The sequence below is a fragment of the Streptomyces sp. RK9 genome, assembly GCF_045070545.1.
In the GTDB taxonomy this organism is placed as follows: Bacteria; Actinomycetota; Actinomycetes; order Streptomycetales; family Streptomycetaceae; genus Streptomyces; species Streptomyces alboflavus.
Window position 1 is genome coordinate 1,352,157 of the sequence record NZ_CP173704.1, and the last position, 13,675, is coordinate 1,365,831.

10 protein-coding genes are annotated in these 13,675 nt (G+C 73.4%); 4 read left to right on the forward strand and 6 right to left on the reverse strand.

The window, feature by feature from the left end; all coding sequences use genetic code 11:
* Nucleotides 1-73: 73 nt before the first annotated feature.
* Nucleotides 74-1,807, reverse strand: a complete 1,734-nt coding sequence (locus AB6L24_RS26235; RefSeq protein ID WP_405659093.1) for an ankyrin repeat domain-containing protein — start codon at nt 1,805-1,807, stop codon at nt 74-76.
* Nucleotides 1,808-1,952: 145 nt separating this feature from the next.
* Between AB6L24_RS26235 and AB6L24_RS26240 the strand changes: the two genes are divergently transcribed.
* Together AB6L24_RS26240 and AB6L24_RS26245 are read left to right on the forward strand one after the other, a co-directional pair.
* Nucleotides 1,953-2,444, forward strand: a complete 492-nt coding sequence (locus tag AB6L24_RS26240; RefSeq protein WP_405659095.1) for an SRPBCC domain-containing protein — start codon at nt 1,953-1,955, stop codon at nt 2,442-2,444.
* Nucleotides 2,441-2,821, forward strand: coding sequence for an ArsR/SmtB family transcription factor (locus tag AB6L24_RS26245; RefSeq protein ID WP_405659098.1), 381 nt, complete (start codon nt 2,441-2,443; stop codon nt 2,819-2,821). Before AB6L24_RS26240 ends, AB6L24_RS26245 begins: the two co-directional genes overlap by 4 nt.
* A 396-nt stretch (nt 2,822-3,217) precedes the next feature.
* Here the strand turns inward: AB6L24_RS26245 and AB6L24_RS26250 are convergent, their stop codons facing one another.
* Together AB6L24_RS26250 and AB6L24_RS26255 are read right to left on the reverse strand one after the other, a co-directional pair.
* Complete coding sequence (locus AB6L24_RS26250; RefSeq protein ID WP_405659099.1) at nt 3,218-3,712, reverse strand: hypothetical protein; 495 nt, start codon at nt 3,710-3,712, stop codon at nt 3,218-3,220.
* 514 nt (nt 3,713-4,226) lie between these two features.
* Nucleotides 4,227-4,676 (reverse strand): DoxX family membrane protein, encoded by a 450-nt coding sequence (locus AB6L24_RS26255; protein ID WP_030359624.1) that lies wholly within the window; start codon nt 4,674-4,676, stop codon nt 4,227-4,229.
* A 240-nt stretch (nt 4,677-4,916) separates the two neighbouring features.
* On the opposite strand from AB6L24_RS26255, the gene AB6L24_RS26260 reads away from it, so the two are divergent.
* Nucleotides 4,917-6,155, forward strand: a complete 1,239-nt coding sequence (locus AB6L24_RS26260) for an amidohydrolase family protein (RefSeq protein ID WP_405659102.1) — start codon at nt 4,917-4,919, stop codon at nt 6,153-6,155.
* Nucleotides 6,156-6,292: 137 nt separating this feature from the next.
* Nucleotides 6,293-7,219, forward strand: coding sequence for an FkbM family methyltransferase (locus AB6L24_RS26265; protein ID WP_405659104.1), 927 nt, complete (start codon nt 6,293-6,295; stop codon nt 7,217-7,219).
* 73 nt (nt 7,220-7,292) lie between these two features.
* Here AB6L24_RS26265 and AB6L24_RS26270 read toward each other — a convergent pair whose 3' ends face one another.
* From AB6L24_RS26270 to AB6L24_RS26280, 3 genes are all read right to left on the reverse strand, one after another.
* Entirely contained in the window at nt 7,293-8,039 is a 747-nt protein-coding gene (locus AB6L24_RS26270) for a glycosyltransferase family 2 protein (RefSeq protein ID WP_405659106.1), read from the reverse strand.
* Between the two features lie 388 nt (nt 8,040-8,427).
* Nucleotides 8,428-12,519, reverse strand: a complete 4,092-nt coding sequence (locus AB6L24_RS26275; RefSeq protein ID WP_405659108.1) for a hypothetical protein — start codon at nt 12,517-12,519, stop codon at nt 8,428-8,430.
* Between the two features lie 443 nt (nt 12,520-12,962).
* Entirely contained in the window at nt 12,963-13,583 is a 621-nt protein-coding gene (locus AB6L24_RS26280) for a TetR/AcrR family transcriptional regulator (protein ID WP_405659110.1), read from the reverse strand.
* Between the last annotated feature and the right edge of the window lie 92 nt (nt 13,584-13,675).

Below are 13,675 nucleotides of genomic sequence, written 5' to 3' on the forward strand. Positions count from 1 at the left end.
CCCTCGCCCCGGAACTCATCGCCTTCGTGAAGTGATCCACATCACAGGCCCTGCTGGCTCCGAGGCCGCCCGCTCAGCGTCGAAGCCTCCGGGGCAGCTCGACCCGGCGCAGCGGACCCTGCCGGGTGACGGCGGCGCGGCCCTCGCTGACGCGCATCCCGGCCGCCGCGCAGGCGTAGGCGAGGCTGGGCGCGTCGTGCGGGAAGCGGGCGCCGCGCTGCCAGAAGCGGAAGTGCCAGTAGGAGGGCGGGTCGGACTCGAACGGGGAGAGGCCGATCTCCTCGCCCTCGATGATCTCGCCGTCCCGGGCGAGGGTGCCGTGCGTTCCGCCCTTGGCGTTGAAGTACACGCCGTACGCCGAGGTGCCCGCCGTGATGGCGCGCAGGACTGCGTCGTCGCTCGGCATGTACCCCCACTGCGTGAGGACGCAGCCGCCGGGCGTTCCGGATATCTCGCTGACCGCCACGTGCCGGAGCGCCGTGTCGAAGTCCCGGTCGTCGAACGGGGTGTCGTGCGGACGGGTCTCGGGGATCCGCCCGGGGTCCGCTCCCAGCCGTCGTATCAACTCGTCTCCGTCCAGGTCGCGTACGAAGGCGATGCCGAGGCCCTCGGTGTGCAACTCCTCGTCGCCGAACGCCTTGATGAGGGCGTCCGCGGCCCGGAAGGCGGCGGTGTCCTCGGCCGAGAGGGGAACGGCGCCCGGCAGACCCGCGACGAGCGGGGCGTACGGCGTGCTGAGCAGCAGGCGGCCGGGTGACCAGTCGCCGATCTGCGGCGTCCAGACGTCGGCCCCGGCGTCGATGAGCGCGCGGATGCTTCCCTCGTCCATGCTGCACACCGCGTGCCAGAGGGCGGTGTTGCCCTCGTCGTCGAACGCGTCGACCTCCGTGAGGTGTTCGAGGAGCAGGGCGACCGCGTCGGCGGAACCCTGCTCGGCCGCACAATGCAGGGGGGTTGAGCCCCAGAGGTCGGCGTCGGCCGGCGCGCCGCCCTCCAGGCGGGCGCGGATCAGCGCCGCGTCGCCCCAGTCCGCGTACACCACACGCTCCCAGTCACCCCGCGGCACATAGCGCTGCCGGGCCTCTTCCTGCTCGCGCAGTGCGTCGCGCTGCCATCGGGTGAGAGGTGGGGCGAGGAGGCTCGGCGGGCCGCTGCGCCGGAAGAGTCCGAAGGCGCTCGGCTGGGTGGCCGGGTCGGGCGCCTTGAGGTCCGGCCACACCTCCACGGAGCGCCTGGCGGCGGCCCGCAGGGCGTCGGCGTCGACCGGGGTTCTGGTCTCCGGGATGTCCTCGTCGGGCCACTCCACCACGAGCTGCGTCTCACCGGCGGGCGGCAGCTCCCCGAGGTACAGGTCGACGTCGGTCTTGAACAGCGATTGGTGGAGGAAGTCCGTGCCGGGGTCCAGGGGGACGAGTCCTCCGGACGGCTCGGCGGACGCGTAGGCGGCGGGCCCCAGCACGCGCGGCTCCGCCGCACTGCCCAGCGAGGTCACCCGCCGCCCGTCGGACAGCGCGAGACCCACCCGCAGCCCGGACTGCCGTCCCCCGCGCTCGCCCTGCCAGTGGACGGTCTCGAACACGGCCAGATGCAGCGTGACCGACCGCGGCCACACGGACCAGCCGACCACCATCACCTTGGCGGTGGCCCCGGCCCCCGCCACGCCCGCCTGCGACACGAGCACCGGCACGAACCAGTCGACGGGCGGCTGTTCCCGCCCCGCGTCCTCCCCTGGGGGGCCGAGCCGGAGCAACTCGCCGCGCGCCTCCGCCGGTTCCTCCGGCAGCACTAACTCCTCGAAGAATCCCATGAGCGCAGAGTGACAGCACCCACTGACAACGTGCGGCCGGGCGCTCCCGATGTGCAACCCATAGGTTGCGTCGATCTCCTCGATGTGCAACTCTGAGGTTGCACCAAGCGACCCTTTGAGGCCGAGACGACCGAAGGAGCCAGCCATGAGTGACACCGGGAGCAGCCCGCGGGACCCGCACAACCCGAATGGCCCGCAGGACCGGATCGAGCGCGAGACCCTGATCGCCGCCTCCCTGGGCCGGGTCTGGTCCCTGGTGACCGAGCCCGGGTTCTGGGTGGCCGACAAGGCGAGCCTGGCGGGGACCACGGCCCGGGAGGGCGAGTCGACGCTGGCGAGGAATCCGGAGTACGGGGACTATCCGGTGCGGGTGGAGAAGGTCGAGCCGCAGACGTACGTGGCGTACCGCTGGGCCAGCGCGTTCCCGGGCGAGGAGCTGCGGGCCGACAACAGCACCCTCGTGGAGTTCACGCTGACCCCGGAGGGCGACAAGACGCGGCTGCGCGTCGTGGAGAGCGGCTTCGCGGCCCTCGCCGGGTCCGAGGAACTGCGTGCCCAGGCGGTACGGGACAACACCGGCGGCTGGCCCCAGGAGCTCGACGCGCTCAAGCAGCGAGCCGAGCAGCCGGCCGCGTGACCGATCAGGACCCGACCGAGGGCGGGACCGAGGTCGTGGGCGAGGCCGTGGACGGCGTTCTGGCCGCGCTGGCCGATCCGACCCGGCGTCGGCTCCTCGACCTGCTCGCCGCGCGGGGCGAGGCCACCGCGACGACGCTCGCGGACCAACTCCCCGTCTCCCGCCAGGCGGTGGTCAAGCACCTCGCGGTCCTGGACGCCGCAGGGCTGGTCTCCGGCAACCGGGTCGGACGCGAGGTGCGGTACGCGGTACGGCCCGCGGCGCTGGACGTCACGGCCCGCTGGATGGCCGCGCTCGCGGCCGACTGGGACCGGCGCCTCGCGACCGTCAAGCGCATCGCGGAGGCGGCGGAGGCCGCGGAACGGGACGCGCGGTAGACGCGCGCGTGCCCGGCCCGTTCGCCGACAGCCCCCGCCCGCACCGGAATCGGCGCGGGCGAGGGCCGTGTCGCGTACGGCTGCTGCCCGAAGGGCAGTACCAGGCGCTGCGGCGCCTGGTACTGGTCGACCGGTGCCACGTTGCACGCGGCCTTCGGGCCGCCGAGGAGGCGGCCGCCGATGCCTTCGTCCTCCGGCTGCGGGACGGCGCAGCGCGGGTCGACGTCGACGAGCGGGGCGCCGTAGGTGTTGAGGACGCCGCCGGAGTCGCCGGCGATGGCCACGTCACCGTTGTCGGTGGCGAAGTCGGAGGCGCCGTCGCCTCGCCGAGGTGCCACGGGGCGACGACCAGGACCGGCCTCACCTCCGGTCCCGCCCCAGGCGCCCGCCGCTCCCTCACAGATGCAGCATCCGCATCAACTCCCCGCTCCGCACCCCCGTCGCCACCCGCGGCGCCTCCTCCCCGGGGCGCACCCACCCGGCCCGCTCCGCCGCAGCGACCGCCGCCGCCTCCGCCGCGTCGGCCGCCGCGTTCAGTTCCTGGTTCGCGCCCAGCTCGCCCGCCTTCGAGGCCGCCCCCGCCGACTGCGCCGCCTTCAGGGCCGCTTCGCAGGCGGTCACGGCGAGTTCGGTGTCGCCGTCGTGGATCTGCCCCATGCGGGCGGCCTGCGCGGCGGATGCTGCGGCGTTCCGCGCGCAGCGCGAGTCCGCCGCCGGGTCGGGGTCGGTCTCGGCCAGTACGGCGACGGCCTGCGCGGACACCCGGGCCGCATGGGCCGCCTTCCAGACAACCCCCTCGTCCACGTCGGCCGCCTCGGAAGCGCCGTCCGCGCCCCCGTCTGCTTCGGAAGCACCGCCCGCCTCCCGCCCCCGCTCGATGTACCGGCTCACAGCGGCAGCCCGCGCAGCAGCACTCCGCGCCCGAGCGGCGTGCCCCGCCCGCAGGGCCCCGTCAGCCGTGCCCTCGGCCTCGGCCCCGCCCCCGGCCTCGGCCCCTGCCGTGACGTCGACTTCCACCCCGGCCTCGGCCCTGGCGGCACCTTCGGCCCTGGCGGCACCTTCGGCCCTGGCGGCACCTTCGGCCCTGGCGGCACCTTCGGCCCCGGCGACACCATCGGCCCCGGCCGAACCCTCGACCCCAGGCACCCCGCCCGAACCCTCATCCCACCCAGATCCGCTCACGCCCCATCTCCTTCCCGACCACGAGGTCCCCTCGGACCCACCCTCGCCCGCCGCCCCTGACGTCCCCTCAGGCGCCCTTCCACTCGCCGTCCTTGACGTCCCCTCAGGCGCCCTTCCACTCGCCGTCCCTGACGCCCCCTCAGGCGCCCTTCCACCCGCCGTCCCTGGCGCCCCCTCGGCCGCCCTCACGGCCACCACCCCCGGCGCCCCCCAGGACGCCCCCTCACAAGAACCACCCCACCGCCTCGTCCACCGACCACACCTGCCAGCTCATCGCGAGCAGCGCCACCGCCGAGATCAGCGCCATCATCAGGTTCTGGCCCTGCTCCGCCCAGTCGTGGATCATCAGGACGAGGTAGATGAGGTTCAGCACGAGGCCGCAGGCCAGCGCTATCGGGGTGAGGAAGCCGGCGATCAGGCCGAGGCCCAGGGCCAGTTCCGCGTACGCGACGACGTAGGCCATCAGCCGTGGGCGCGGCTTCACCACGGTGTCGAAGCCGCGGCGCACGACGGGCCACCGGTGCTTCTCGGCGATGCCGGCCGCCCAGCCGATGCCCCCGCCGGTGAACCAGGTCTTCTTGTCCTTGTGCCGCCAGCTCTCCAGCCACCACAGCCCGAGCCCGATCCGGAGGATCGCGAACCACTCCGCGCCGCTGAGCCAGATCGTCTGCATCGCGTGCCCTTCCCGCCGCCCGGTGTCCGTCCCCGCTCGCACCCATGTCTGACGATCCGTCAGTTCAGCGGATGCCCGCCGAGACCGCAAGGGCCCCGTACGACCCGGTGCGGCCCCCCGAGGCCCCCGCGCCCGACTCCGTACTGCCGCTTGCCGTCCAGCCCTCCGCGCCATAGCCTCGATCTGATGGGTCGTCAGATTCGGGCCGGTGGATCCGGCGGGCGGTGAAGGGGACACAGCGTGAGCGGCAACGAGAGCGGCGCCAGGGACATCCCGAAGGTCATCAGCGTGGACGATCACGTCATCGAGCCCGCGCACCTCTTCGCGACCTGGCTCCCGGCCAAGTACCGCGACCGGGGCCCGCAGCCCTTCACCGCGGGCATCGGCGAACTGGCGTACGTGGGCGGGAAGTACCGCTTCACCACCGACCCGGAGGGCCAGGTCACGGACTGGTGGCGGTACGAGGACGAGATCTTCCCGTACAAGCGCATCATCGCCGCCGTCGGCTTCTCCCGGGACGAGATGACGCTCGACGGGATCACCCGGGAGCAGATGCGCCGGGGCTGCTGGGACCCCAAGGCGCGCCTCGCGGACATGGACATGAACCACGTCGAGGCCTCGCTCTGCTTCCCCACCTTCCCGCGCTTCTGCGGCCAGACCTTCGCCGAGGCCAAGGACAAGGAGGTGGGGCTCGCCTGCGTCCGCGCGTACAACGACTGGATGGTCGAGGAGTGGTGCGGGGACAGCGGGGGGCGCCTGATCCCGCTCTGCCTCATCCCGCTGTGGGACGTCGACCTCGCCGTCGCGGAGATCAGGCGGAACGCCGCCCGTGGCGTGCGCGCCGTGACCTTCAGCGAGATTCCCACCTATCTGGGGCTGCCCTCCATCCACTCCGGCTACTGGGACCCCTTCTTCGCCGCCTGCGAGGAGACCGGGACGGTCGTGAACATGCACATCGGCTCGTCGTCCCAGATGCCCGCCGCGTCCCCGGACGCGCCCCCCGCCGTCCAGGCCTCGCTGTCCTTCAACAACGCGATGGCATCGATGATGGACTTCCTGTTCTCGGGGGTGCTCGTGAAGTTCCCCCGGCTGAAGCTCGCTTACAGCGAAGGGCAGATGGGGTGGATTCCGTACGCCCTCGAACGCGCCGACGACGTCTGGGAGGAGCACCGGGCGTGGGGCGGCGTGAAGGACCTCGTCCCCGAGCCGCCGTCGACGTACTACTACCGGCAGATCTTCTGCTGCTTCTTCCGCGACAAGCACGGCATCGAGGCCATCGAGACCGTCGGGGTGGACAACGCCACCTTCGAGACCGACTACCCCCACGTCGACTCCACCTGGCCGCACACCAAGCAGGTCGCGACCGACCACGTGGGTCACCTGCCGCAGGACGTGGCCTACAAGCTGCTGCGCGGCAACGCGATTCGTATGCTGGAGCTGCCGTTTGACCAAGACCGGACGGCCGCGGCCACGGCCTGACGCCACGGTCCGCGCCGTACCGTGCGGAGAGGCAGGCGGACCGGATGTCGCGTCCACGTTCGGAGGGGCACCCCACGGCGGAGGTCCGTCCCGTCCCGGAGGGCCGTCCCGCCTCAGAGGTCCGTCCCGCCTCGGAGGTGCTGACCACGCTCGCGCGGGCGTACGTGCGCCGGGCGCCCGGCGCCATCGGCAAGGCTGCCCTGGCCTCCCGTTACCTCAACTCCCGCCTGCGCGAGCACCCCCGGCGCCGGGTGGTGGACGTCGACTTCGGGGCGTGCGGGGCGGAGGGTGCGCCGGGGGCGCGGTTCGCCGTCGACACCCAGGACCTCATCCAGCGCTACCTCTACCTGTTCGGCTCGTGGGAGCCCCACATGACGCGGTGGCTGCGCGGCCGGCTCCGCCCCGGGGACACGTTCGTCGACGTCGGCGCCAACATCGGCTACTACGGCGTGCTCGCCTCGCGGCTCGTCGGGCCGACCGGGCGGGTGGTGACGGTCGAGGCCTCGCCCGTGTTCCACGAGCGGCTGCTGCGGCAGGTGCGGCTCAACGGCTGCGGGAACGTCCGCGCGCTCAACGCCGCCGTGTCCGACCGGGCCCGGACGCTGACGTTCGTCCTGGCCAGCTCGCACAACATGGGGGCCAACAGCATCGTCCCCTACGACGGGCCCGCGGAGTCGACGTTCGACATCGAGGCCCGGCCGCTGCCGGAGCTGCTCGACGACGAGGAGATCGCCACCGCCCGCGTCGTCAAGATCGACGTCGAGGGCGCCGAGGGCGGCGTCGTCCGCGGCCTGGCCCCGATGCTCGACCGGCTGCGCCCCGACGCCGAGGTGACCGTGGAGGTGACCCCGGACCGCATGCGCCAACTCGGTGATTCCGTGGACGAGTTGATGGCGACCATGGGCGATCACGGGTTCCACGCCTATCGGATCGCCAACGAGTACGCCGTCGGGACCTACCCGGCGGCCCTGCGCGGCCCGGCCGTCGCGCCGGTGCGGCTGCGGGGGCCCGTGGTCGAGGAGAGCGACCTGATCTTCTCGCGGGTCGACGCGGAGACGCTGTAGGCGGAGACGTCGTGGGCGGTGGCGTTGCGGGCGGTGGCTTCGCACGCGGTGGCGCGGTCGCGCGCAGTCCCGTTCAGCAGCTCCACTCGAACCCCCCGAGCGCCCGCGCCCGCGCCTGCACCACCGCCATCCGCACGTCCCGCTCCGCGGCGTCCGTGTGCGCGGGCTGACTCGTCGCCTGGCCGGGCCACTTGCGGTAGAGCAGGCCCACCTCGGCGGAGAACCAGCCGCGGGACACCGCGTTCAGGGCGAGCAGGAGGCCGGTGTCCTCCGAGGCGGGGAGCGCCATCCAGCCGCCGAGGGCGACGAGCAGGTCGCGGCGTACGAAGAGCGTCGCGGGGTGGACCTGCGCGCGGTAGTCGTGCGCGGCCCAGTGGTCGAGCACGGCCCGGCGCTCGATCGGGCCCTCCCCGGGATCCCCGGGGAACCCCACGGTGCTGCCGTCCGGCAGCAGGTCGAGGACGCGGGACGTGGCCCACCCCAGCGTCGGATCGCTCTCCAGGGCGGCCAGATCGCGGGCCAGCGCACCGGGGGAGAGCTGGTCGTCGGCGTCGAGGACCTTCACGTACGGGCCGTCGGCGTGGCCCAGGGCTAAGGTGCGGGCGACGCCGGGCCCGCCGCGACGGCCCTGGCGGAACGTCACGCGGCCGTCGTCCGGGACGTGCGGGGCGACGCCCTCGCCGGTGCCGTCCTGCTGGATCACCCAGTGCCACTCCCACCCCTCGGGCAGCCGCTGCGCGCGCAGCGATTCGTAGGCGCCCGTGAGGTACGGGGCGGAGGGGCCGTGGACTGCCGTGATGATGACGACGCGCCTGCGCACGGCACGCACCACCTTTCCGTGGAACGGTGAAGGGGTGACGTACACCCCTCAACGAGATATTCGCCGACAGGGGTTCGGACAGGGGGTAACAGGGGTTGCGTGTAGGCGGAACAGATCTTTTGCCGTAATCCGGTCCTGGGTCGCGAGTATTGAAAGAGCTCTGCAATTCGGCGCATTGGCGCACGGCGTTGCGGAGGGCGCAATCGCGGTAAACGCACAGGTCGAAGAGGGCATGGAAGGGCCCGATCGCTGGCGACGGGGGATGCACCAGCGATCGGGCTGTGCCCAACCGTAACAAGCCTGCTCGCGTGGGGGGAAGGAATGAGCGGGAGTTGGCCAGTTGTGAGCGGGATCACGCCGCAGGGCGCGGCGGAAAAACTGTGACCCTTCACCTTTCGCACGGCGGTGCGTACGAGAGCCGGGGCAGATACTCACGCCAATTCTCCGGCGTCAGGACACCCTGTGTGGTCGAGCAAATACGGCGAATGGCCTCGTCGGTGTCCAGGTTCCACAACCGGACCGTATCCGTGCCGCTCGAAACTCCGAGCATGTGACCGTGAGGGCTGAACGACAGGAAACTTCCGGTCTTGGCGTTGGGGCTCATCGACTGGCCGATCGGGGCCGTCCGCGCGGGACGGCGCACGTCCCAGAGCCGGACCGTGTTGTCGTTTCCGCCGCTCGCCAGGGTGCGGCCGTCCTCGCTGAACGTCAGGGACACGAGCGCGTCGGTGTGGCCGGTGAGGGGCTTGCCGAGGCGGGTCGCCCGGCGCGGTTCGGTGATGTCCCAGAGCCGCACCGTGCTGTCGTCGCTGCCGCTGGCCAGGGTCTTGCCGTCCGGGCTGAGGACGAGGGCGTTGACGGGGCCGAGGTGGCCGGTGAGGGGCTTGCCGAGCGGGGTGGCGCGGCGCGGTTCGGCCACGTCCCAGAGCCGGAGGGTGGCGTCCGAGCTGCCGCTGGCGAGGGTGCGGCCGTCGGGGCTGAACGCGAGGTCGTTGACGTACCCCTTGTGGCCGGTGAGGGGGGCGCCGAGGGGGCGGGGGCGGGCCGGGTCGCTGACGTTCCACAGCCGGACGGTGCGGTCCTCGTAGGCCGTCGCGAGGACGCGGCCGTCGGGGCTGAAGGCCATCGCGGCCGCGAATCGGGTGCGCAGTTCGACGGCGGGACCGTAGGAGACGGGACGGGACGGGTCGCTCACGTTCCACAGCCGCACCGCGCGGGCCCCGGTGAGCACGGCCAGCGTGTCCCCGTCGGGGGAGAACGTCGGCGTGCGCACCGCCCCCGCCCCTGGCTTGAACGGTTTGCTCAGCGCCTCGGGCCGCTCCGGTCGGCGCACGTCCCACAGCCGGACCTTCTCGTCGCGCGCGGCGGTGGCGAGCACCTTCCCGTCGGGGCGGAACGAGCCGATCTGGCCGATCATGTCCGACGTGGGTATCGACCACAGGCGGACCTTGTTGTCGCCGCTGCCCGTCGCGAGGGTGCGGCCGTCGGGGCTGAACCCGAGGGCGTACACCTCGCCGCCGCTGCCCGAGAGCTCCACGCCGACCTGCGAGGGGTGCGCCGGGTCGCGGACGTTCCACAGGCTCGCCGTGCTGTCCGCGCTGGCGGCCGCCAGCATGGTCCCCGCGGGGTTGAAGGCCACCGACCAGACGGGTCCGGTGTGGCCGGTCAGGGGCGCGCCGAAGGAGGTCGCGCGGCGGGGGTCGGTGACGTTCCAGAGCCGTACGGTGTTGTCCGAGCCGCCGCTGGCGAGGGTGCGGCCCTCGTGGTCGAACGCCACCGAGTGCACCGTGTCCTTGTGGCCGGTGAGGGCCCGCCCGATCGGCTCCGGGCGGCGCGGCTCCGCGGTGTCCCACAGCCTGATGGTGCCGTTGTCGCCCCCGGCCGCCAGGGTCCGCCCGTCGGGGCTGAACGCCACGGAGCGCACGGCGGCGGTGTGGCCGGTGAGGGAGCCGAGCGCCTTCGGGCGGCTCGGCCTGCGCACGTCCCACAGGCCGACGGTGTGGTCCTCGCTCGCGGAGGCGAGGGTGCGCCCGTCCGGGCTGAACGCGAGCAGGTAGACGGTGCCGCCGTGCCCGGTCACGGGCTTCCCGAGCGGGCGCGGGCGGTGCGGATCCCATACGTCCCACAGCCGGATCGTGCCGTCGTCGGACGCGCTGGCGAGGGTGGTGCCGTCGGGGCTGAAGACGGCGGTGCTCACCCAGCTCCCGTGGCCGGTGAGGGGCTTGCCGAGGGGCTTGGGGCGGGACCGGTCGTGGACGTCCCACAGCCGGACGGTCCGGTCGTAGCTGGCGGTGGCGAGGAGCCGTCCGTCCGGGCTGAACGAGGTGAGGTAGACGGCGCCGGTGTGGCCGAGCAGCGGGGTGGCGAGGGGCGCGTTGACGATGGAGATCAGCCGGTTCCTCGTGCCCTCGTCGTCCGGCCGGAGCCGGTGCGCCACCAGGTCGAGCTGGGCGGACAGGGACGGGTCGGTGGACTGGGCGCGGTCGGCCTCGGCGGTCACCTGCTCGAAGACCGCGTCGTTCCGCTCGGTCACCGCGTCGTTGCGCTGCTGCGAGGCGACCACCGCGGAGACCACGGCCACCAGCGCCAGGGCGACGAGCGCCGCCACCGCGCCCCTGCTGATCCACAGGATGCGCCGGCGCAGCCCGGCCGAAGCGGCCAGGAACTCCGCGGCGCCGCGGGTCAGGAAGGTGTCGCCGGCGGACTCCGCCCAGGCGCGCGCCCGCTCCAGGCGCGAGCCCCGGTAGAGCAGCGCCGCGTCCCTGCCGGAGTCCTCCCAGGCCCTGCCGTCCTCCTCCAGGCGCTGGCGCAGCAGATGGTCGCCGCGGTCCGCGTCGATCCAGTCGCGCAGCCGCGGCCAGGCGTGCAGGAGTGCCTCGTGCGTGATCTCCACGGTGCCAGCGTCGAGGGTCACGAGCCGGGCGCGTACGAGCGCCTCCAGGGACTCCTCGGTCTTGTCCGGGTTCGCCGACTCCGCCGCCAGCTGCCGCCGCGTCCCCCGTCGGCGGGTGGCCTGGGTGTCCTCGCCGAGGTGGACGAGGCGGAGCAGCAGGAGCCGCGCGGCGGAGCGTGCCGCCGGGTCGAGCCCGGACCAGGCGCGCTCGGCGGTCGCGGCCACCGCGCCCTGGATGCCGCCCGCCGCGCGGTACCCGGCCAGCGTCAGCTTCCCCGTCTTGCGCCGCTGCCAGGTGGCGAGCAGGGCGTGGGAGAGGAGCGGCAGGACGCCCGCGTCGTGCGCTCCGCGCGGCCCGCCCGTGCTCACCTCCCGCACGATCAGCTCCGCGAGCCCGGGTTCGAGTTCGAGCCCGACGGCCTTGGCCGGTCCGGTCACCGCGTTCCGCAGCTCCGTGGTGGTCAGGGGGCCGAGCACCATGTGCCGGTGCTGGAGCGCGTCGGCGAGCTCGGGGTAGCCGAGGCACTCCTCGTAGAAGTCGGCGCGGATGCCTAGGACGACGAGGGCGGGGGCGGGGGCGCCGGGGCTGCCGGGGGCTGTGAGGTCCCCGGGGTCGGCGGGGGCTCCGGGGTCGCCGGCCGAGCAGGCCGCGTGCAGGAGCTGGATGAACGTACGCCGCTCGTCCTCGTCGGAGCAGAGGGTGAAGGCTTCCTCGAACTGGTCGACGATGAGGACGGGGCGGGGGGTGGGGGGTGCTGGGGGCTCGGCCCCTGCGGCGTCCTGCCCGTCGGCCGCGACGGCACTCTGCCCCTCGGCCCAGGCACCGAGGGCGGCACGCACGGCACCGGCGAACCGGGACGTATCGGCACCCGCGCCCGCGACGGCGTCGGCGAGCCCGGGTATGCGCCCGGTCAGCTCACCGACGGGGTCGGCGCCCGGGACGAGCTGCAGCACCGGGCCGTTCCCCGCGCCCAGGGCGCCGCCCTGCAAGGTGGGCACCAGACCGGCGTTGAGCAGGGAGGACTTCCCCGCACCCGAGGCGCCCACGAGCATGACGAGGCCGCCGGACCGCTCGGCGGCGCGGAGCTGGGCGACGAGGGCGTCGGTGCTGCGCTCCCGGCCGAAGAACCACTGCGCGTCCTGCTCGCGGTACGAGGCGAGGCCGCGGTAGGGGCACACGGCGGGCACGGCCGGGGCGTCGGCGGGGGGCCGCTCCTCGTCCTCACCGGCGGCCGCGGTCCGGTCGGCGGGGTCGGCGACGGAGAGCTCCCAGAGGCGCTGCCACTGGGCGAGGTCGTACAGGCCGGCGGACACCGGGGTCGGCCGCTTGCGCCGGGCCTCGGGGATGAGGACGTGCAGGACCGCGGCGAGGGCGGCGAAGTGGGCGGGCACGTTCTTGGCCCGCCGCCAGTCGCTGATGCGCTGCGCGGACACCCGGACGGGCCGCCCGCGATCGTCGACGCGCTGGAGCTGTCCGACCGCTTCGGCGACGCGCTTGAGAGGCGGATTCCCGGCCTCCTGATACAGCAGCGCGAGGCGTTCCGCGAAGGCCGTACGCGCCCCCGAGTCGGAACCCAAGGCCTCCACCCCTCACTTCCGCCGCACCTGGACATCCGGACCGGAAAACTCACTCTATATGCCTGACCTGCGGCAACGTGGGCCGGACGATACCGGAAGCTCCTCAGCCGGACCCTCAACTGGCAGGATCGCGGCGCAGTAGCGAACCAACCGCGAGGCGTCAGGGCAGGCCACCGGGCCCGGCGCTCGGAGAGGTGACTCATGGCGCTGCACCCTCCTGGCTGGTTCTCGCCGGAGTAAAAAGCGGTGGCGAGGGTTCCGGTTCACGGACTCGCCAGACACGTGGAGAACAGGTCGCACCCGGACCGCTGCCACGTCGACCGCGACTCCGGACCCTCACCGATCCACGCCGCTCCGGCGCGGGTCGACGCCGCCCGCCTCGTTAGGTACCGGTCCCCACGAGGGGAGGGACCGGTACCGATACGACGCGGCGGCTCTTGCCGGTACGCCGGTCAGGCGCCGTCGGCCTCACCGCTGCCGCCGGGACCGCCGACGCCACCGAGGCCGTCGAGCCAGTCGTTCAGGCGGGCGCCCTGGCCGACCATCACCTCCGGGTCGCGGAGGGCGTTGGCCAGCAGGGACATGCCCTGGTACGCGCCCACGAAGGCGAGCGCGAGCCCGCCCGGATCGGGCAGCCCCAGCTCACGGAACTGCCGCTCGGCCCAGTCGAGCAGCTGCCGGACGACCCGGCCCGCCTCCTCGTCGAGCCCGCCCGCGGACCGCTTGTCGAGCTCGGCGGCCAGGGTGCCGGTGGGGCAGCCGTACCGCGCCGCGGTGTCCCGCCGCTCGACCCACATCCCGACCAGCGCCTTGAGCCGCTCCCGCGGATCGGGCAGCGCGTCGAGCCCTGCGGTGAGCGCGGCGAGATGCCCGGAGTGCTCGGCGAGCGCGGCCCGGACCAGCTCGTCCTTGGTCTTGAAGTAGTAGTAGACGTTCCCGACGGGCACGTCCGCGGCGGCCGCGATGTCGGCGATGGTGGTGCGCTCGACGCCCTGCTGGTGCAGGACCTGCGCGGCGGCGGCCATGAGCCGCTGCCGCTTCCCGGAGCCGCGACGTTTCCCTGAGTCAGTCACCTGACTGACTATAGACAGCGCCCCGGGGCCTCGTGCTAGCGTCCAACTAAGTCAGCCAACTAACTAACTCACTGACTGACGAACGACCAGGC

Coding starts and splice junctions, on each gene's coding strand:
- AB6L24_RS26255 (WP_030359624.1), bottom strand. CDS start 4,676: ATGCAGACGATCTGGCTCAGCGGCGCGGAGTGGTTCGCGATCCTCCGG.
- AB6L24_RS26240 (WP_405659095.1), top strand. CDS start 1,953: ATGAGTGACACCGGGAGCAGCCCGCGGGACCCGCACAACCCGAATGGC.
- AB6L24_RS26235 (WP_405659093.1), bottom strand. CDS start 1,807: ATGGGATTCTTCGAGGAGTTAGTGCTGCCGGAGGAACCGGCGGAGGCG.